We start from the raw sequence: 19,946 nt of genomic DNA, 5'->3' as shown, positions 1-19,946 counted from the left end.
CTGACACGTGTACCAATCTAGCGTCCGGGGCCGACCGTATCGTGCTCCCGGGGTGCGGTGATGCGGAAACCGATCGAACAGGCATTCGGGGATATGCCGATGACTGTCGGTCCGCGGCGGAGTTCCAGACGGCGCTCGGTACCTGTGGAATACCCACGGCGGAACCGAGTGCTTCGCGGGAGCGGCTCACCCCTGCCGCAATTATCGGGCGGGTTGTCTGCCGAACGCTAGGGTAGTGCGCGTCGCCGTTCCAGGGCTGCGCGGATGAGGTCCCGGGCAGCTGTGCCGGTTACCGACTGGCCGGCCAGTGTCTCGAAAGCGCGCTGGTAGAGCGCAATCTCGCGGGGCTGAGTGATGGTCAGTTCCGCTGAGATCGCCTCGACCAGAACCATCCGATCGTCGAACATGACGAAGTTCGTTGCCGGTGCTCGCCATTCTGCTGCGGATGGAACTATGCCGAGCAGAACCCGTGGAAGCCCGATGACCGCTAGAAGCCGGTCGAGCTGCCCGATCATGACCGACTGGCCGCCGACGGTGGTGGACAACGCCTGTTCCGCGATCAGGATATGAAACCGATGGTCGCCCCGATACAGGACCTGCTGACGTTCCAGGCGTTTGGATACTCCCTGATCGACGTCGTCGGGTATCCGATAGAACTCGACGCCTCGGCGTAGCACTGCCCGGGCATATTCGGAGGTCTGGATCATGCCTGGTATCAGCATGGGATCGAAGATCCGCATGAGCCTGGTTTGCTCGGCCAGAGATATCGATCGTTCCTGTCGGCGCCTGGTCCCTGCGTTGAGTACCCGGCGCCATTCGAGGTAGGCGGCTTCGATATTGCGAACGGTGGCTACGAGGTCGGGGAGTTGGTCTCCGGTGCCGGAGTGGGAGCAGTACTGGTGCAGATCTTTTTCGGTGGGGCTACGGTCTCCGGTTTCGATCTTGGACACCTTCGACTCGTGCCAGCCCGCCAGTTCGGCGAGCCGGCGTCCGGTGAGTCCGGCGTCCTTCCGCATCTCACGAAGGCGTTTGCCGAGCGCTACTCGCTGGTCGTGAACCGAGTCGGTCACTGCGGAGAGCCGGCCGCCGCATAGTCGTCGAACGGTGTGGCCTGATCCCACATGTCCTGCTTGATTCTTGTGCAGTGGTCGACGATCCACGCTTCGGTGGTTACTGCCACGCCGAGCCCTCGCCCCTCCGGATCGCGAGTGTGGAACACTGCTCGTTCATCGTCCAAGAGCCAGAAGTCCTCTGCCGGAACCCACTCGGCACGGTGCCGCGGTAGGTACCGAATGTCTTCTCCCGCCCGGATGTTCTCCGGAGTGACTGTCAAGGTCCAGCGGTGGTAGTCGGTCAGCGGTTCGGATACCACTCGCACCCGGCGGACATCGACACCCCGCGCGGTCACTTCCTCGACGATCGACTGCCATGGGCGGAACCACTCGTAGTCGAGATCTCGCTCACCAGAGAGAAACCGTCGCAGCGGTGCTGTTTCGACGGCCACGCCGTAGGAGTCACGAACCTCGAGATGAAACGCTTCCCGTGCGCATGACCGGAGAAGATCCGGATACGGATCAGCTTGCAGCAGTAGCACCGTAGTAACTCCTCTCCAGCTTCGGCACCTCGATTGCCGTCTCGTCGTCGGCCAGGTCGAGTTGTGCCAGCGTGCCAGGCTCTGTGATGGGGCGACCGGTCAGGGTGAACGTTCCCCGTCCCGTGTCGGTCATCGTGGCACCGATGAAGGTACCCAGCTCCGCGAACCCGGTCAGCAAGTGCGGAATTTCCACCGTCGCCGCTTGCTCGGTGACCCAGCCCTGAACAACGTATGTGTCCTGGTCGCTGACGTACAGCGAAGGGCACTCGCCGACATTCGAGCCACCTTTACCGAGGAACTGTAAGCGCATGATCTCGGCTCCCGTCCTGGAGTGTGACCGTGTGTGACACTCCAGGATCCAATATTGCCTCGGATTTCGGCATGTTCCACCTGTTCCAAGAATTTGTGACAAATTTTGTCAAGTTTATGTCATCAGACCTACCGGAATCTCTAGCGTCGGGCTCGGCCGCCGCGTCGGGTGTCGTTTCCTCGGCGCGGCGTGCGAGCCATCGACGGATAAGGGGCGGTCGTGCTGTTCTCGGTCACAGTGAGTTGCTACGGGTCGCAGTGGTACTTGTACGCACCCGCTTTCGGGGTGTCGCGGTTCGTTACGGACAAGGACCGCATTCGGGAGGAGGCGCACAACATGATCGCGAAGTGTGGTGCCGCCCCGTCCGAGTTCGATATCGAGCTGGAGCTGGGCCGGGTCGTCGACAAAGCGGCGATGCAGGGCATACGACTGGTGCCAGATCAGCCGTGAAGTGGTGCGGCGCGCCCCGGAGCCGTGCTCCCGGAGCAGGGCGGCCGGCCACCGGAGGTGCGCGTTCTGCGCACCTCCGCAACCCTGCTGCCGCCGTGACTAGGCTCGACCACGTGACCGAGCCGAAACCATCTGCCGCAGACGCCGTTCACCCGATCGTCCGGCAGACCGCCGAATGGGCCTGGCGGCTGCTGGTGATCTTCGCCCTGGTCGCGGTGCTCGCGGCGGCCGTGCGACGCCTCGATACGGTAGTGATCCCGCTGGCCATCGCCATGCTGGCCGCAGCGTTGCTCGCGCCGCTGGTGGACTGGATGCAGCGGCGGGGCGTACCGCGCGGGCTGGGTGTCTTCGTGGCGCTGGTCGGTTCGCTGGGGCTGGTCGCCGGTGTGGTGACCTTCGTGGTGGAGCAGTTCGTGGTGGGTGTGCCGCAGCTCTCCGACGAGTTCACCAACAGCATTCACGAGGTGCAGGACTGGGCCATCAACGGTCCGATGCATCTGAGCGATGAGCAGATCCGCAATGCCGGTGATGCCACGGTCCGGGCCATCCAGTCCAATCAGGACACGCTCACCAGCGGTGCGCTCACCACCGCCACCATGATCGGGCACATTCTCACGGGTACCTTCCTGACCCTGTTCATTCTCATCTTCCTGCTCTACAGCGGCGATCAGATCTGGCGGTTCGTCACCCGGGTGGTGCCGGCCGCGCATCGGGAACGGGTACGTACCGCCGGGGAACTCGGATTCGGTTCGCTGGTGGGGTTCGTGCGGGCCACCGTCGTGGTCGCCGCGGTGGACGCGATCGGTATCGGCGCCGGACTGGCCCTGCTGGGGGTACCGCTCGCGCTGCCGCTGGGGTCGCTGGTGTTCATCAGCGCGTTCATTCCGATCATCGGTGCGTTCCTGGCCGGGTTCGTGGCGGTGTTCATCGCGCTGGTGACCAAGGGATTCGTGACCGCGCTCATCGTGCTCGGCATCATCGTCGCGGTGATGCAGCTGGAGGGGCATGTGCTGCAACCGTTGTTGCTCGGGCGGGCCGTGCGAATCCATCCGCTCGCGGTGGTGCTCGCCATCGCCGCCGGTGTGGTGCTGGGCGGTATCGCCGGTGGTCTGCTGGCCGTACCGCTGGTCGCGGTGCTCAATACCGCCATCCGCTCGCTGCTCGCCACCGACCCCGAGGAACTGCTGGGCGAACTGACCCCGGACCGGAAAGGAATCTATGTGGCCGAACCGGATTCACCGGAGAGCGGCGACAATTCCGCCGCCGGAGCGCAGACCCTGGGCCGTTTCGATATCGGTGCCCTGCTCGCCGAGGCGCAGCGGCGGCTACCGCTGGCCCGGACCACCGACTCGGAGCAGAGCCGGCCCGAGTCCGAGCTCGCTCCTGAGCTCGAGCAGAAGACGGTCACCGATCGGCGCGAAACCCGAGATGAGCAGGGCTGACCGTATCGTCGGTCACCCCCGCATCGGGGAATGCCCTGATGCGGGATCCCGGAGCCGCTGGGTAATCTCGGAACTATGAACGGCTCCGATCCGGTTTTCGACGGTGCGGGTCCCGGTAGCCAGGTGGGCAACCGGGACCTGCGTGTTTCCGATGCGGAACGGGAACACGTCGGCCAACTGCTGCAGCGCGCGGTCGGTCTGGGCATGCTGTCGCTGGGGGAGTTCACCGAGCGGATGGATACCGCGTTGGCCTCCCGGACCCGGGGGGAACTGAACTCGGTGCTCGTCGACCTGCCCGGGGTCCGGCTGATCGGTGAACCCGCGACCACCGGGCCGGCGCCGCACGGTAAGCCCTTACCGGTCCCGCATCCCGGTGAATCCACCGGTTCGGGACTGGCGGCGGTGGTGCAGGGCGGGATCATCCGGCCGCGTATGTCCGGGGTGAATCGCCGGGGCAACTGGCAGGTCGCGCCCCTGCTGCGGGTCAACAGCTGGTTGTCCGGGGTAACCCTGGATTTCACCCAGGCGATCATGACCACCCAGGTGGTGGAGATCCAGGTCGACGACTACGCGAGTTCGCTCACCCTGGTGGTGCCGCAGGAGGCCACGGTCGATCTGGACGGCCTCGAACTGGTCGGATCCAGTGTCAACAACAAAGTGCGCAGCGGCCCGCCGATCGGCCCGCTGCATCTGCTGGTGCACGGCCGGGTCCGATTCGGTTCGGTCACCGCCAAACAGCCCTTCATGGCCCAGTGGCGGCGGCTGCTCGGGCAGTGAATCCCGGGCGCCGCTAATCCTGTTCGCGCCGACGCAGCAGTTCGTTCACGCTGACCGACCGGCCCTCACCGTGCTGGTGGCGTCCACTGTCGTCGGCCGGAGTACCGGTACCGGCCTGTTGACGGCGGGCCGAACGCAGACCCGCCATCCACGATTCGATGCTGTTGCGTTCGCGTGGATCCGGATTCTGCCGGTCGCCGGGCCCTTCGGCCGATTGCTGGGCCAGGCTGTCGGGTCGCTGTGTGCTGGGGGCCGGACGTTCGGCGGGCCGGGTCGGCGGCTCCGGAGCCCGGTAGAGACCGGGTACCGCCGGCGGCTGTGCGCCCGGCACCCGGCGCGGGAGTTCGGGCAGGCCCGAGGCGGGCGCCCCCGGAGCGGTACCGGGATCGGGGATCCGTGGGAGCGGCCGCGGCTGCGAACCCTGGTCCTGCGGTGACCGCGTATCCGGTGGGGCATCGGGGCCCGGGCGGCGCGGTGGCAGCGGCGGCCGGGCCGGAGCCTGGCCCGGAACGGGACGGTTACCGTCTCCCACCCGACCGCCGGGCTGCTGCCCCGGTCCGGGGCGCCCGGGCGGACGTCCTTCGGCGGCCGGCGGACGCGGCGGCGCGGGTGGTCTGGTGGCGCCACCGGGCTGTCCGGGGGCACCCGGTATCCGCAGTGAACTCTCCGGCCGGGGGCGGGGTGGTGTGGTGCCGCTGGTCCGAGCCTGCTGTGGGGTGGGTGGCAGCGGGGGAGCGTCGGCGGGCGTCGGATAGACGGTGCGGCCGCTCGTATTCTGGCCTTCGGCATCCTCGGTGGGCTCGGAGGCGAACAGGCCGCGCAGGTTCGGCGTGGCGAAACCGGGCCGGGGCGAGCCCGGTTGGGGCCGTCCCGGGGGCGGAGTGCGCTGCGCCTCGGCGGTCGGGCCCGGCTGATCCGGGCCCGGCTGGTTCGGGCCCGGCTGGTTCGGGCCCGGCTGGTTCGGCTGGGGGCGGCCGGGGCCGGGCTGACCACCGGGCGCTCGACCGGGTTGCGGCCGGAAATCGGTGCGCGGACCGGACCCGCGTCCGGCCTCGGGTCCCGGGGCGCCGGGTCCGCGACCGACTTCGGGCGCGCGGCCGGGCGGGCGGGCCGGGGCCGGGCCGGGTGCCGGAGAGGTGCCGGGCTCGGGACCACCCGCGGGTTGTTGCGGATTCCGGTGCGGCGCCGGGTTCTCGGCAGGAGATCGCGTCGCGGACGGCTGCGGGCCCCGCCCCTCGACGGGCGGGCGCGGACCGCGCGGTTCCTCGGCGCCGCGGCCGGATTCACCGGGACCGTCGGCGGGCGGATTCGCGCGCGGACGGGTCGGGTCCGGCGGGGTGGGCATCTGCTGTTTGGGAGCCTTCGGCTCGCCGGGGGCCGGGTCCTGTTTGCGGGCGCGCTGTCCCTTGGGCACCGCCTGCATATGCGCGGTGGGCGCGGCCGCCTCGATCTCCTCGCGGCTGCGTTTGAGTACCGGTGTCTTGCGCTGCTTCCCGGAGTCGATCGCCGGCATCTGCATGGTGACCGGATCGGTGACCGGAGTGGTCTTGACCAGGTCGACCACATCGCCGCCGCCCGGGCGCTCGTCATCGAGGATGGGTTCGCCCAGACCGATCTTCTGCTGGATCCGCTTCATCCAGGCCGGGGCCCACCAGCAGTCGTCGCCGAGCAGTTTCATGGTCGCCGGGACGAGCAGCATACGCAGGATGGTGGCGTCGATGATGAGCGCGGCGATCATGCCGTAGGCGATGTACTGCATCATCACCAGATCGGAGAACGCGAACGCGCCGGTGACCACCAGCAGGATCAGCGCGGCCGCGGTGATGATGCGGCCGGTGTGCGCGGTACCGATACGGACCGCTTCGGTGGTGGAGGCACCCATGGCGCGCGCCTCGACCATCCGCGACAGCAGGAACACCTCGTAGTCGGTGGACAGGCCGTAGATGATCGCGATGATCAGCACCAGCACCGGCGACATGATCGCCTGCGGGGTGAAGTTCAGCAGACCCGCGCCGTGCCCGTCGACGAATATCCAGGTCAGAATGCCGAGGGTGGAGCCGAGGCCGAGCGCGCTCATCAACGCGGCCTTGATGGGCAACACCAGCGAGCCGAAGGTCAGGAACATCAGCACCGTGGTGACCAGCAGCACCAGGGCGATCATCAGCGGGATCCGGTCGAGCAGCGCGTCGATACTGTCCATCTGCAGCGTCGGCTGACCGCCGACCAGCATGGTCACATCGTCGGGCACTTCTATCGATCGGAGATAGTCGACGGTCGGTTCGTAGTCCTCGGAATCGAGGAGTGTGGCGCTCGACCGGTAGAGATCTTTGCGCTCGGGAGATTGGGAGGGGACCGAGAAGCCGGAGGCGTCCGCGAGACCCGGAGCCTTGTCGGCCTCCTTCATCACCTTCGCGATCGACCGCGTGTTATCGCCGATGAAGATCAACTGGATCGGATCGGACTGGCGCAGCGGGAAGGTCTTGTCGAAATCCTCCTGCGCGACGCGGGTCGCGTTGTCCGGCGGCAGGTAACGCTCGCTCATACCGCCGAAGGCCAGGTTCTTCACCGGGATGATCAGCAGCAGGAGCAGTACACAGATCGGGATGGCGATCTTGAGGGGATGCTGCATGACCCAGGTGGTGGCCCGACCCCAGAAACTGGCCTCCACCTCCTCGGCGGATTTGGTCTTGCGGATCTGCTTGAAGCTGAGCATATCCACCCGTTTGCCCAGCACACTCAGCATGGCGGGCAGCAGGGTGATCGAAGCCAGAGCGGCCAGCGCGACAGTGGCGATGGTGCCGTAGGCCATGGATTTGAGGAAGCCCTGCGGGAACAGGAGCAGACCGCCGAGGCTGGCGATGATCATGGTCGCGGAGAAGATGACCGTCCGGCCGGCGGTGACCACGGAGCGGCGGACGGCGGCGCGGGTGTCGTAACCCTCGGCCAATTCTTCGCGGAACCGGCTGACGATGAACAGCCCGTAGTCGATGGCCAGACCGAGACCGATCATCGAGACCACTGCCCCGACGAACGAGTTCACCTCGGTGACTTTCGTCAGCATCATGATGATGCCGTTGGCACTGATGATGGTCAGGCCACCGATGATCAGCGGTAGTGCCGCGGCCACCACGCCGCCGAAGATGAAGAACAGCAGGACGCCCACGGCGGGGATCGCCAGGATCTCCATCCGGTGCTGGTCGTGCGCCATGGTGTCGTTGAGCGTGCCCGAAACCGGCTGTAGACCCGCGACCTGAACATTGACGCCGTCGATATCGAAAACGTCCTTGACGGCCCGGAAGTTGCGGACCATATCGGTGTCATTGTCGCCGACGATCGCGATGGAGGCGAAGGTCTTGGTCTTGTCCTTGGAACCGAAGACCGCGGGCTGGGCTTCGCCGGTCTCGGTCTTCCAATAGGCGCCGTTGACCTTGTCGATCTGATCCGGATGCTCCCGGGGCAGCCGGTTCAGGCTGTCGACGATCTTGTCCCGGAACGCCGGATCACTGTCGATGGTCTGGCCTTCGGGCGCGGTGTAGAGCACCAGCACATCGGCCTGGTGGTCACGTCCCCACGCCCCGTCGGACAGTTCGGCAGCCTTGACGGATTCGGAGTTCGGATCGAACAGGCCGCTGGAGCTCAGATGGTCGGCCAGCCCGAGACCGTAGGCCCCGAGGCCCAGCATCCCGGCGACGACAACTCCGATAACGGCGAATCGCAACCGATAGACCAGATCGCCCCAGCGGGTGAACACTTAAGCGACTCCTTGTGCGGGGCGAGAGGTGAGTAGCGCCGACAGCGGCCGGAACGGCTGCAGCCAGGCACCCTCGTCGGGCAGCGAGTCGAGGCTCACCCGGGGGAGCGGTTCACGGAAAACTCCCGGGATGTCCTCGAGGTCGACGAATTCGAGAGTATCGGATGTTACTGCCCAACTCGCGTGCTCGCGGAACCCGAGCACCTGAACCGGGATGCCGTCTTCGGCCAGTTGTTCAAGCGGCTCGCGGAACGCCTGGCCGTCCGCCGAGGCCACGATGATTCCGGCCAGTCCCGCACCCCGGGTGCGTTGGGCGATATGGCCGAGCATATCCGAGTCGACATCGGAATCCTCGTCGATCTTCGGCTTGGCGAAAACGGCATAACCGACATTGCGTAGCGCTTCGACCCACGGGCGGACCACATCCGCGGTCCCGGGCGCGATATTGGTGAACACGGTGGCTTCGGGTTCCAGCCGCTGCTTCTCGCCGACGGAGAGTTCGGAGGTACGGGCCAGCAGCCACCGGCCGAGCGCGTCGAAACGGGGCCGATAGGCGGCGGTGGGCCGCCCGCCGAGGATGGCACCCAGGCCCATGTCCAGGTTCGGTGCGTCCCAGACCAGCAGGACCCGCCGCAACCCGTCCGCTTCGGGGCCGACGGCCTCGTCGCCGGATTCGTGCAGACTTTCGGCAACCTCGTCGCCGGTCGGGGCCATCTCACTGACGCTCATCATTCGATCTTGCCCCATATGAACTCGTTGATCGCACTTCCGGCGGTGTGTGCCTTGCTCTCGAATTTGGTGACCGGTCGTTCGAAACCGATCGGCGAGGCCTCACGTCGCGTGGCGTTCGTACCGCCCGTGGTTTCGTTCAACCCGATGAGCAGCGGTTCGGCCGCGCCGACCTCGGCGATGTGCTCGGCGTATCCGGCATGATCGGTGGCCACGTGCAGCACACCGCCGGTCCGCAACCGGTCTGCGATGAGGGCGACGGTGGCCGGCTGCAACAGCCGGCGCTTGTGATGGCGGGCCTTGGGCCACGGGTCCGGGAAGAACACCCGCACACCGGTCAGCGATCCGGGAGCAATCATGTTCTCCAGCACATCCACCGCATCGCCGCGCAGCAGCCGGACATTACCGATCTCCTCGCGCTCGATCCGCTGGACGAGCTGGGCCAATCCGGGTTGGTAGACCTCGACACCGATGAGGTTCAGTTCCGGTTCGGCGAGCGCCATCGCGGCGGTCGCGGTCCCGGTTCCACAGCCGATCTCTATCACCAGCGGCGCCCGGCGGCCGAACCAGGCGTCGGCGTCGAGCGGTTCGTCGGCGACCTCGCGGCCGAGTACCGGCCAGCTGCGGTCCCAGGATCTCTGCTGGTTCGGGGTGAGCGCACCGCGCCGGGAGCGAAAGCTGGTGACCCGCGGGTAGAGGCGGGAACCACCATGTCGTCGCCGCTGGCCTCCGGTATCGCCGGACGTTTCCGAGAGGGCGACCGGAACGGACTCGGAGCTGGGGTGCACGGCGTCGTTCACAGCCCTATTGTCCAGCATGGCCGGTTCCGGGACGCAACGGACCGGTAGGGGCTACCGGTTGGTAGGACCGGCTCGGTCCGCACCCGCCGCGTCACGGCCCGGGTTCTGACAGAATGCGCACCGGAAGAAGGGGGTGTCGCGCGTGTCGGCAGTCGAGGGATCGGACGGATATATGCGTGAGGTGGGGCCGGGGGATCCGCTGGACCGGTTGATCTCCACGCTCCGGATGGGCGACGGCGCGGACGCGGGGATCGCGAACGGTATCGAAGTGGCGGTGCAGCGCTGGCGGACCCTGCCGCGCGCGCAGGTCGCCGGGCGGACCCGGGCCGGGCGGACCACGGTATCCGGAGCCCTCGGATTACAGCCGGGCGTGGAGACCGCCCCGGTGGACGAACCGGGGTTCCCCGATCCGGTGCTGGACGCCGATATCGTCGTCTATGTCCTGGCCAGTACGCCGTCGCCGGGGGACCGCCGGATCCTGGCGTCGTTGCGGCCGGAACGCACGATTCTGGTGCTGAACAAGGCCGACGCCATCGGTACCGGCTGGGCCGACGCGGTGGGGGCGGCCGGCCGGTTCGGCCGGGAGTTCGGGCTGCCCACCTTCCCGATGGTCGGTTCACTGGCCGCGCGGACCGTTTCCGGCGCTTTCCAGGAGACCGATCTGGCATTGCTGCGGCGGCTGGCGCAATCCGGTACGGCGGTGGCGGTGTCGGCCGAGGCGTTCGTCTCCCCGGCCGCCGGACCCGATACCGCCGAACGCGCGGAACTGCTCGAACGCTGGGATCTGTACGGGCTGGCGTGTGTGCTCGCCGCGCTGCGCCACGAACCGGAGCTCGCGCCGCAGACCGTGCTCCAGATCCTGCACGTGGTCAGCGGGGTCGACCCGGTGGCGCGCCTGCTCGGGCAGCGCTATCAGCAGGCGATATCGCGGCGGGCCGGCACCCTGATCGACGAACTGACCCGGTTGGCGGCGCGCGCGGTACCGCACGGACGTAGCCGGGCCCGCGCGCTGATCACCGAATATCTGGATACCGACGAGGCGCGGTGGCTCGCCCTGTGCGGCGGTCTGGTCGACCCGGAGGTCGCGCATCTGGCCGCCGGCTACCCCCGGCCGGAGCCCGAGGATGCCGACGACGCCCTGGCCCGCGCCATCCGGTGGCGGGCGGTGGTGGCCGGTGAGATGGCGCCGGGTGCCCGCCGGGCGGCCGTCCGGGTCCACAACGGTTACGTCCGGATGTGGGAGCGGATGAGCAGTGTCGGACTCTGACCGGGGGCCGGCGGACGCAGGTCTCCCGGAGACCTCCCGGGAACCGGTGGCCGAGGACACGACGCCGCCCGGTAACGAGCTGCCCGATCGGGTGGCCGAGGTGGTGGCACGCTGGAATCCGCAGGGTATGGCGCTACTGCGCACAGTGTCGGTGACCGGCACCGCCGCGGAGGTTCGGCTCGTCGGCGCCGATGACGCCAATACCGCGTTGCTGCGTACCGAGCTGACCCGGATCGAACCGCGGGTGGAGCTGAGCGCGCCGACATCCGATCCGTGGGTGAGCGCGGCGCCGGGGGCGGTGGTGCTGCTGATCCTGGACGCGGGAGTGGTCATCGGCGCGGCGGAGCTCGACACGGCGCGCCGTCTGGGTGCGGAGGGGGCGCGCGTCCTGCTGGTGTTGAACGGCACCCACGCGCACAAGGACTGGCAGCTGGTCCGTGACCGCTGCGCCGAGCTGCTGGCCGCCGCGGATCTGGACTGTGAGATCGTGCCCGTCTCGGCCCGCCTGGCCATGGCCGCCCGCACCGGGGCCGATTCGACCCTGCTCGATCGTTCCGGACTCGGGGCGTTGCACGCCCGGCTGGTCGAGTTCACCACCGATACCGCGACCGCGAGCGCGCGCCGTGCGGCGGCGGTGGCGCAGGTCGTCGCCGGGACCCGCGAGCGCATCGTGCAGGAAGAGGCGCTGCTGCGGTCGGGTACCGAAGCCGAGCTGCTGCGCGGGGAGCGGGCCCGACTGTTGGCCGATCGCGACGGCGGTCGTGCGGTGGCCGTGTCCACCCTGCGGGCCCAGATCAATCTGGCCCGGGTCGATCTGCTCACCCAGGTCGGGTCCCGGGTCCGGGCGCTGCATACCGAGGCGCGGGCCGAACTGGACGGCATGGACCGGGCGGGCCGCCGCGCCTTCCCGGAGCGGCTGCGGCAGGCGGTGGGTCAATTGACCGCGACGGTGGATATGGATATCGCCGCCCGGCTTACCGAACTGCGGGTGCGGGCGGCCGCCGCGCATCCCGCGAGTATGGCGCCGCCGGAGGGCACACCCCCGCTGCGGTACGAGCCGGCGCCCACGCTCGGTCCCGATCCGCAACCCCGGGCCGGGGGTGTCGAAGATCACCTGATGATCGTGTTGGGTGCCTCGGCCGGGGTCGGTCTGGGACGGCTGATGGTATCGCCGCTGTCGTTGGTGCCCGCGCTGGACGCGGCGAGCGTTCCGGTCACCCTGCTGCTCGGTGCGGGCGCGGCCGCGTGGGTTGTGCGGGCGCGCCGCCAGCTCGCCGATCGTGATCATCTGCGGCAATGGGTCGCCGACGCGGTCGCGAATGTGAAAGCCCAGCTCGAGCAGCGAGCGGTAACGGCGCTGGTGGAGACCGAATCCGACCTGTCCGACGAAATGGTGCGGGCCGCGGCGGCGGGCATGGTGGATGTGGATCGCCGGGTCGCCGAGCTCGAGACGGCATTGCGCCGCGCGACCACCGGGCAGCCCGGCCGGCTCGCCGCCTGCGCCCGGGACCGACAGATACTGGAGCAGTGGACACCGGCTTCCGGAAAATAGTTTGTCCACCCCTATTGATCGGCAACCCGATTCCATAGGAGGCGCAATACCGCGTTAACCTCTAGACAGGAACCTGGGCGTCCGCATCGCCCTTAGTACACTGCCCCGATCCGGCGGTGCACAGGATGGACCGTTGCGGAAGCCTCACCCGCCAATGGTGGCGCTAGGTGTTTTCGCGCTGGTCACGGGCCCAAGGGCCAGGGCGGAAGCATACTTCGTCGCCCATTTCAGGAGAGTTTTCATGACCTCAGCGACCATTCCCGGTCTTCGTGGATCCGACGGCACCGCGCCGACCGAACACAGCGAACTGCTCGCCTGGGTTCAGGAGGTCGCCGAACTGACTCAGCCGGAGCGAGTCGTCTGGGCGGACGGTTCCGACGCGGAATGGGACCGGCTCACCACCCAGCTAGTCGCGGCGGGCACGTTCCAGAAGCTCGACGAGAAGAAGAAGCCGAACTCGTTCCTGGCTTTATCCGATCCTTCCGACGTGGCCCGGGTCGAATCGCGCACTTTCATCTGTTCGAAGACCGCCGACGACGCCGGCCCGACCAACAACTGGGTCGAGCCCGCGGAGATGCGGGCGACGATGACCGAGCTCTACCGGGGCTCGATGAAGGGCCGCACCATGTACGTGGTGCCGTTCTGCATGGGCCCCCTCGGTGCCGACGACCCCAAGCTCGGCGTCGAGATCACCGATTCGGAATACGTCGTGGTCTCCATGCGGGTGATGACCCGGATGGGCCGGGCGGCGCTGGACTCGCTGGGCACGGATCGGCCCTTCGTGAAGGCACTGCATTCGGTGGGCGCGCCGCTGGCCGAGGGCCAGGCCGATGTCCCGTGGCCGTGCAACGACACCAAGTACATCACCCACTTCCCCGAGGACCGCGAGATCTGGAGCTACGGCTCCGGCTACGGCGGGAACGCGCTGCTCGGCAAGAAGTGCTACTCGCTGCGGATCGCCTCGGCCATGGCCCACGACGAGGGCTGGCTGGCCGAGCACATGCTGATCCTCAAGCTGATCTCCCCGGAGAACAAGAACTACTACATCGCGGCCGCCTTCCCGAGCGCCTGCGGTAAGACCAACCTCGCCATGATCCAGCCCACCGTGCCGGGCTGGCGTGCGGAGACCCTGGGCGACGATATCGCCTGGATGCGTTTCGGGGCGGACGGTCGTCTCTACGCGGTGAACCCCGAATTCGGTTTCTTCGGTGTCGCGCCCGGTACCAACCGCTCCTCCAACCCCAACGCCATGGAGACGCTGGAGGCCGGTAACACCGTCTACACCAATGTCGCGCGCACCGACGACAACGATGTGTGGTGGGAGGGTCTGGAGGGTGAGCCCGATCATCTGATCGACTGGAAGGGCAACGACTGGAATCTGCGGGAGACCGAGACACTGGCCGCGCACCCCAACTCCCGGTACTGCACCCCCATGTCCCAGTGCCCGACGCTGGCCCCCGAATGGGACGACCCGCAGGGTGTGCCGATCTCGGCGATCCTGTTCGGCGGTCGCCGCAAGACCACGGTGCCGCTGGTGACCGAATCCTTCGACTGGCAGCACGGTGTGTTCATGGGCGCCACGCTGTCCTCGGAGCAGACCGCGGCCGCCGAGGGCAAGGTCGGCACCGTGCGCCGCGACCCGATGGCCATGCTGCCGTTCCTCGGTTACCACGTGGGCGACTACCTGGGACACTGGATCGACCTGGGCAAGAACGCCGATGCGGCCAAACTGCCCAAGATCTTCTATGTGAACTGGTTCCGGCGCGGTGACGACGGCCGTTTCCTGTGGCCCGGCTTCGGCGAGAACTCCCGCGTGCTGGAGTGGATCGTCGGCCGGATCGAGGGTTCGGCCGAGGCCGAGAACACCGCGATCGGCCAGGTGCCCACCGCCGCTCAGATGGATCTGGCCGGCCTGGATGTGGACGCCGCCGATGTCGACGCGGCACTCGCGGTGAACGTGGACGAATGGCGGGCCGAGCTCCCGCTCATCGAGGAGTGGTTCGAATTCGTCGGCGATAAGCTGCCCTCGGGCGTGCGCGACGAGTTCGAGGCGCTCAAACAGCGCGTGCAGTGAGCGCGGCGGTCGTTCGGGCGCGGGCCCGGACGACCCGATGGATTCCGACCGGCGGCCCGCGGCGAATACCTTTCGCCGCGGGCCGCGGTGTGTCACGGGCCGGAACCGATAGAGGTGCCCGCCGGTGCGGGGCCGGGTTCGACGGGGCCGGTTGCCTTATTCTGGACAGGTCTGGATCTCACGACCGTGCACTCCCGATTGGACCGTCCTGATATCGCCCGATCGGCTCCGAGCTGTTCGTGTCCGAGCCGATCACCCCTGAGAGGTGGTTGGCACATGGCCGACGGATTCATCACCCCGGATTCCGCCGCCGGTATTCCGGTGAGTACACCGCTGCAGCGTGTCGCGGGCCGGCTGCAGAAGGTCCTTCCCGATGGCTGGCGGGTCGAGGTGGTCGCGGTCGACGACCCGGTGACCGACGGGCGGCCGGTGTTGCGGGCGTTGCCGGCCACCGATTAGTTTGCTACACGAATTTCTTCGCCGACTGTCGTCGAGATCGTCTGCTGTAGATGCTCTTTCGGGTACTCGGCGTTTCTGCGCGACGGAAACCCGGGACTGTGGCAAACTTTCGGCGTATACGGGTGTTGCACTGCACGCGAAGAAAATTCGTGAATTCTCGCCCGGCACCGGCCGCCCGTATGTTATCGGCGCAGGTGATCGCCACTCCGAAATCTCGCCTCGCGGTTCGTGTTTCATCGAACGCACTATTGCGTTTTGTTGCTGGAAGGCGCATGCTGGTAGCCAGATATCAGCTCGCTCCATTCATCGAACCGAATACCCGCGACCGGGAGAGGTGTTCATGGCGGTGCAAGTGATCGGCCGGACGTTGATGACCAGCGACCAGACCGACCATCAGGCGAAAAGTGTCGGTACTGGCGGCTGGGTCGTTTCCTTCCTACCCGGACGGACCCTGACCACCGAGCAGGCGATGGCGGCCATGCAGGCCGCCGAGGCCGTGGCGGTGGTCGGCGGACTGGCCGACCTGGTCGGACTCACCACTCTCGAAACCGTCGGGCTGGCGATTCAGGAATCACCGTGGACCCGAGCGGATCCGGTGGTCCGCAGCGGCTGGCGCGGCCGGCTCGGGCGGAGCCGTGCGCAGATGGCGCTGTAGATCAGCCGGGTTTGCTCGCGACCACCACCAGGTTGCTGACCAATAGCTCCCGGATTCCGGGCACCCGCACCAGCCACCATGCCCAGCGCGGGTGGTAGCGCGGGAACAGTACTCGGATATGTGCGGGTGTACGCCGTGACCAGCGCATACCGTCGGCGGCCCGGATCGCGAACAGCGAGGTACCGAAACGGTTCTTCGGCTCCTTTCCGTTCCGGCGCCGATACCGGCGGGCCGCGTATTCGCCGCCGAGGTAATGCCAGGGGCCGGTCTCGTGGCCGCCGAACGGGCCGAGCCAGACGGTATAGGAGAGCACGATCATTCCGCCGGGCCTGGTCACCCGCACCATCTCGTCGGCCATCCGCCACGGATCCGGTACGTGCTCGGCCACATTGGACGAGAAACAGATATCGACCGCGTCGTCCCGGAACGGCAGTGCCATTCCGGAACCGCGCACCGCGGCCGGTACCGAGATACCCGCGGCGTGCATTTCCGAGGGATCCGGTTCCACCGGGATATAACGGGCACCGGCGCGGGCGAATTCGTCGGCGAAATAGCCGGGCCCGCCGCCGACATCGAGCACGGTGGTGCCCGTGAGATCGCGGCCGGTGAGATCGGCGTAGAAATCGGCGAGCAATTCGGCGCTGTCGGTCGCGATACCGCCGTAGAACCGGGCGGGGTCGGTCTGCTCGAAGCGGAAACTGTGCAACAGGCGCAGCGACCGGCGCACGGTGGCCCGGCGCGCGAACCGGAAACGTTTCGGCGTCGATCGGGTGACGGCCGGGCCGGCCGCATCGTCGGGCTCGCCACCGGGGCGAACTGCGGTATCGACGGCACCACCCGTCGCGGGCGTTATCCGGTCCACAGAAGATTCCTCGGCGTCGAGCACGATGCCGAGTCTCGCACATTGTGACAGGTGACAAATTCTGCTGCCGGGAAACCCCGGCACCCGGTCTTCGATATCGAATGGACACGCAGGTGGGCGACTTGCCGGACGCGCCCGGGCGTTATGGTGTACCGCGATGCCCATGTCCCGTCCGCGGGACCCGAGCCGACCGGAGAAGCCCCACGTGCGCGAAGTACTCCTGCTCTGCTGGCGTGATACCGGTCATCCACAGGGCGGCGGTAGCGAGCGGTACCTGGAACAGGTGGGCGCGCAACTCGCCGCCCGCGGGGTGAAGGTGACGCTGCGTACCGCCCGCTATCGGGGAGCGCCGAAGCGGGAGCGCATCGACGGTATCGATATCAGCCGGGGTGGTGGCCGGTTCTCGGTGTATCCCCGCGCGCTGGCCGCGATCGCGCTGGGCCGGATCGGTCTCGGACCGCTGCGCGGTATTCGGCCCGAGGCCGTGATCGACACCCAGAACGGCATTCCTTTCTTCGCCCGGGTGGTCTCGGGTGTGCCCTCGATCGTGCTGGTCCATCACGGGCACCGGGAGCAGTGGCCGGTCGCCGGACGGCTGGTGGGCCGGATCGGCTGGTGGATCGAATCGGTGCTCTCGCCTCGGGTGCACAGCGGCGACCAGTACCTCACCGTCTCACTGCCCTCGGCCGAGGAGCTGGCGACGCTCGGTGTCGACCGGTCCCGGATCGCGGTGGTCCGTAACGGGGCCGAGGCCGTTCCCGCGCATGTACCCACCGGCACCGCGGCGGTGCGCTCGGCCGAGCCACGGGTTGTGGTGCTGTCGCGACTCGTACCGCACAAGCAGATCGAGGACGCCCTCACCGCGGTCTCCCGGTTGCGGAACCGGATCCCCGGGATACGGCTCGATGTGATCGGCGGCGGCTGGTGGGCGGACAAACTCCGTGATCAGGCCGCGGCCCTCGGTATCGCCGACGCGGTGACCTTCCACGGGCACGTCGACGAGGGCCGTAAGCACGAGTTGCTCTCCCGCGCGTGGGTGCACGTACTGCCCTCACGTAAAGAGGGCTGGGGTCTGGCGGTTATCGAGGCCGCCCAGCACGGTGTGCCGACCGTCGGTTACCGGTCCTCGCGCGGTCTCACCGATTCCATTGTCGACGGGGTGACCGGGGTGCTGGCCGACGACGCCGACCAACTGGCCGATATCGTCGGTGAACTGCTCGACGACGCGGCCGCCCGCACGATCATGGGCGAGAAGGCCCGCTCCCGGGCCCGGGAATTCTCCTGGGAGCACACCGCTTCCGGGGTGTACCGGGTACTGGCGGCCGCGGCGGCCGGCCGGCGGGTCAGCGGGCTCATTTCGCCGGGGGAGGATGCGGCGACCGCGCCGATGCGTGTTCAGCTCCCGGCCGGCGCCTGATTCGGTACATCGGGCCGCCGGCCGCGACGACGGCGTGCGGCGCCACCAGCAGCAGCGCCCACAGGAAATGTGCGGCGACCACCAGGGATCGGTGCTGCGGCGCGGGACGGGCCCGTACATCGGGGACCTGATACAGCGCCAGTTCACCGGTGCTGTGGACCGGTCGCAGCCGCTCCAGGGTCGCCCCGGAGTTCCCGAGCGGGCCGGGAGTGTCCCGTTCCACCAGGACCCAGCCGACACCGAGCTGAGCCAGCCGATCCGGTGGGCCGCCGTCGAGCAGCAGATCCTCGACGAGCTGGGCACGGGCGCCCTCGCCGGTCACCGTCAGATCGTGGACGGGTAGCGCGCCGGTCTGCAGCACATCGCGCGGCAGTATCCGGGGCGCCGGGTCCAGGACCGGGGCCGTGCCGCTGTAGGGGAAGCGCCGGAACATTCCGCCCGGTAGAACGGCGATATCGCCGGGTCCGTCGATCCGCTCGGCGATCTCGTGCCAGGAGCCGGGGTAGTCGATCGCGCGCATCTGCCCGCCGACACCCCAGCCCAGATCGAGCAGCGGGAGGGTGAACACCCCGATGAACAGCGCGGCGAGTGCCGGTGACCAGCGCGCCGTGCAGTGGTCCGGCCCGGTGGGTGTATCCGTGCGGTCGGTCGTCCCTTCATCTCGGGCGGGCTCTTCGACCCGGCCGGTGAACCCGAGGCACGCGGCCGCCGCGCAGAGCGCGTAACCGGGGGCGGCCAGCGCCACGAACTTCTGGGTATCGCGCAACAGTCCCGCGCCGGGGATCTCCACGACCAGCCACTCCATGAAGGTCAGCCCGGCGGGAGTGGCCGCCAGTGCGGGGACCAGCACGGCCGCCCCGGCCGATGCGACCAACACACGGCGGGTCCGGGTGCGGCCGGGATCGCCGTCCGCCGCCACCACCCGCCGGAACCCCAGCACGAGCACCGTGAGCAGCAGGACCGTCGCGAGCGCGGCGATCGGCGTGGTCCGCGATACCGGCACTGCCTCGGAGTTCCAGATACCGCCCAGCCCGGCGAGACTGCCCACGGTGGCCAGCCAGGGTTCGGCGCGGGCCGCGAAGGCCGTGACGCCGGCGGGATCGGAGGGTTCGGCCGCGACCCCCGAGACCGCGGTGGCGACCAGCCACGGAGCGCTGGCCACGGCCGCGAGTACGAGGATTCCGATACCGCGTCGCCACCCCGCCACCAGCAGGGCGACGGTTCCGGCGAGCAGCGCGCCGGTCGGGGTGAGACCGGCGGCCGCGAGACAGCCCGCCAGTACGGACCAGTTCGTGAAACGTTCGAAGCCGTTACGCCCGCCGGTACGCAGCCGTAGCGCGGCCAGCGCGGTCCAGGGCAGGGCGGCGTAGCCGGTGAGCAGACTCCAATGGCCCTGCAGCAGCCGCTCGGCGATATAGGGATTCCAGATCACGAGCGTGGTGGCGACCAGTTGCGGCGCGAGCGGGGCACCGAGCAGTTCCCGCACCAGCCGGGCGGCGCCGTATCCCGCGGCCCACAGCGCGGTCACCAGGATGAGCTTCACCAGCAGTCCGCCGTCGACCACCGGGGAGAGCGCGGCGAGCAATCCGTCCTGGGGCACCGCGCGCGGGGCGGCATCGCCCAGGCCGAGCGCGGCATCGGTGGGATAGGAACGCGGGGTGCTCACGGCATCGCGCAGCAACAGATATCCGGGACGCAGCAGCGGTGCGGTGATGAGAAGGGTGAGCAGCAGGCTGTAACCGGCCGGTACCGCATTCGCCCACCGGCCTGCTCGTTGCGTGCTCACGGCCAGTCACCCTACGTTCGC

Annotated in this window: 16 protein-coding genes; 8 read left to right on the top strand and 8 right to left on the bottom strand. The window is 68.2% G+C overall.

Going from position 1 to position 19,946, the window contains the following annotated elements; translation table 11 throughout:
- Positions 1–227: 227 nt before the first annotated feature.
- From ACWEWT_RS22960 to ACWEWT_RS22950, 3 genes are read right to left on the bottom strand one after another with little or no spacing between them, the layout of a single operon-like run.
- A complete protein-coding gene (locus ACWEWT_RS22960; protein ID WP_452561798.1) occupies positions 228–1,070 on the bottom strand; it encodes a helix-turn-helix domain-containing protein in 843 nt (280 codons plus the stop codon).
- Complete coding sequence (locus ACWEWT_RS22955) at positions 1,067–1,594, bottom strand: DUF6879 family protein (RefSeq protein WP_452561796.1); 528 nt, start codon at positions 1,592–1,594, stop codon at positions 1,067–1,069. Before ACWEWT_RS22955 ends, ACWEWT_RS22960 begins: the two co-directional genes overlap by 4 nt.
- Positions 1,575–1,904, bottom strand: a complete 330-nt coding sequence (locus ACWEWT_RS22950) for a hypothetical protein (protein ID WP_452561794.1) — start codon at positions 1,902–1,904, stop codon at positions 1,575–1,577. Before ACWEWT_RS22950 ends, ACWEWT_RS22955 begins: the two co-directional genes overlap by 20 nt.
- Positions 1,905–2,467: 563 nt before the next feature.
- Here ACWEWT_RS22950 and ACWEWT_RS22945 point away from each other — a divergent pair.
- Both ACWEWT_RS22945 and ACWEWT_RS22940 read left to right on the top strand, forming a co-directional pair.
- Positions 2,468–3,796 carry an AI-2E family transporter gene (locus tag ACWEWT_RS22945; RefSeq protein ID WP_452561792.1) on the top strand — a complete coding sequence of 443 codons (1,329 nt, stop codon included), beginning with the start codon at positions 2,468–2,470 and terminating at the stop codon, positions 3,794–3,796.
- Between the two features lie 123 nt (positions 3,797–3,919).
- The gene (locus ACWEWT_RS22940) at positions 3,920–4,573 is read left to right on the top strand and encodes a DUF1707 SHOCT-like domain-containing protein (RefSeq protein ID WP_452561838.1); all 654 of its coding nucleotides are present in this window, start codon (positions 3,920–3,922) and stop codon (positions 4,571–4,573) included.
- A gap of 13 nt (positions 4,574–4,586) precedes the next feature.
- Here ACWEWT_RS22940 and ACWEWT_RS22935 read toward each other — a convergent pair whose 3' ends face one another.
- From ACWEWT_RS22935 to trmB, 3 genes are read right to left on the bottom strand one after another with little or no spacing between them, the layout of a single operon-like run.
- Positions 4,587–8,324, bottom strand: a complete 3,738-nt coding sequence (locus ACWEWT_RS22935; RefSeq protein WP_452561790.1) for an MMPL family transporter — start codon at positions 8,322–8,324, stop codon at positions 4,587–4,589.
- Positions 8,325–9,053, bottom strand: a complete 729-nt coding sequence (locus ACWEWT_RS22930; RefSeq protein ID WP_452561788.1) for an NYN domain-containing protein — start codon at positions 9,051–9,053, stop codon at positions 8,325–8,327.
- On the bottom strand, positions 9,053–9,871 hold the full coding sequence (trmB, locus tag ACWEWT_RS22925; RefSeq protein ID WP_452561787.1) for a tRNA (guanosine(46)-N7)-methyltransferase TrmB: 819 nt from the start codon (positions 9,869–9,871) through the stop codon (positions 9,053–9,055). The genes ACWEWT_RS22930 and trmB overlap by 1 nt, the downstream gene beginning before the upstream one ends.
- Before the next feature lie 124 nt (positions 9,872–9,995).
- On the opposite strand from trmB, the gene ACWEWT_RS22920 reads away from it, so the two are divergent.
- The 5 genes from ACWEWT_RS22920 to ACWEWT_RS22900 all read left to right on the top strand — a co-directional run bounded on the left by ACWEWT_RS22920 (position 9,996) and on the right by ACWEWT_RS22900 (position 15,860).
- A complete protein-coding gene (locus tag ACWEWT_RS22920; protein WP_452561785.1) occupies positions 9,996–11,120 on the top strand; it encodes a hypothetical protein in 1,125 nt (374 codons plus the stop codon).
- A complete protein-coding gene (locus tag ACWEWT_RS22915) occupies positions 11,107–12,672 on the top strand; it encodes a hypothetical protein (protein WP_452561783.1) in 1,566 nt (521 codons plus the stop codon). Before ACWEWT_RS22920 ends, ACWEWT_RS22915 begins: the two co-directional genes overlap by 14 nt.
- Before the next feature lie 241 nt (positions 12,673–12,913).
- Complete coding sequence (locus ACWEWT_RS22910) at positions 12,914–14,746, top strand: phosphoenolpyruvate carboxykinase (GTP) (protein ID WP_452561781.1); 1,833 nt, start codon at positions 12,914–12,916, stop codon at positions 14,744–14,746.
- Between the two features lie 276 nt (positions 14,747–15,022).
- A complete protein-coding gene (locus ACWEWT_RS22905; protein WP_452561779.1) occupies positions 15,023–15,205 on the top strand; it encodes a hypothetical protein in 183 nt (60 codons plus the stop codon).
- 340 nt (positions 15,206–15,545) lie between these two features.
- Positions 15,546–15,860: a hypothetical protein gene (locus ACWEWT_RS22900; RefSeq protein ID WP_452561778.1), complete on the top strand. Its 315-nt coding sequence runs from the start codon at positions 15,546–15,548 to the stop codon at positions 15,858–15,860.
- Between the two features lies 1 nt (position 15,861).
- Here the strand turns inward: ACWEWT_RS22900 and ACWEWT_RS22895 are convergent, their stop codons facing one another.
- The gene (locus tag ACWEWT_RS22895) at positions 15,862–16,587 is read right to left on the bottom strand and encodes a class I SAM-dependent methyltransferase (protein ID WP_452561837.1); all 726 of its coding nucleotides are present in this window, start codon (positions 16,585–16,587) and stop codon (positions 15,862–15,864) included.
- Between the two features lie 340 nt (positions 16,588–16,927).
- Between ACWEWT_RS22895 and ACWEWT_RS22890 the strand changes: the two genes are divergently transcribed.
- Positions 16,928–18,139 (top strand): glycosyltransferase family 4 protein, encoded by a 1,212-nt coding sequence (locus ACWEWT_RS22890; protein ID WP_452561776.1) that lies wholly within the window; start codon positions 16,928–16,930, stop codon positions 18,137–18,139.
- On the opposite strand, the gene ACWEWT_RS22885 is transcribed toward ACWEWT_RS22890, so the two are convergent.
- Entirely contained in the window at positions 18,075–19,925 is a 1,851-nt protein-coding gene (locus ACWEWT_RS22885) for a hypothetical protein (protein WP_452561774.1), read from the bottom strand. The two genes, ACWEWT_RS22890 and ACWEWT_RS22885, sit on opposite strands and share 65 nt — an antisense overlap.
- Positions 19,926–19,946 lie beyond the last annotated feature (21 nt).

It is taken from the genome of Nocardia sp. NPDC003963 (assembly GCF_053605105.1).
Note: the sequence above shows the minus strand (reverse complement) of the source record. Positions and strands in the feature narration are given on the sequence as shown.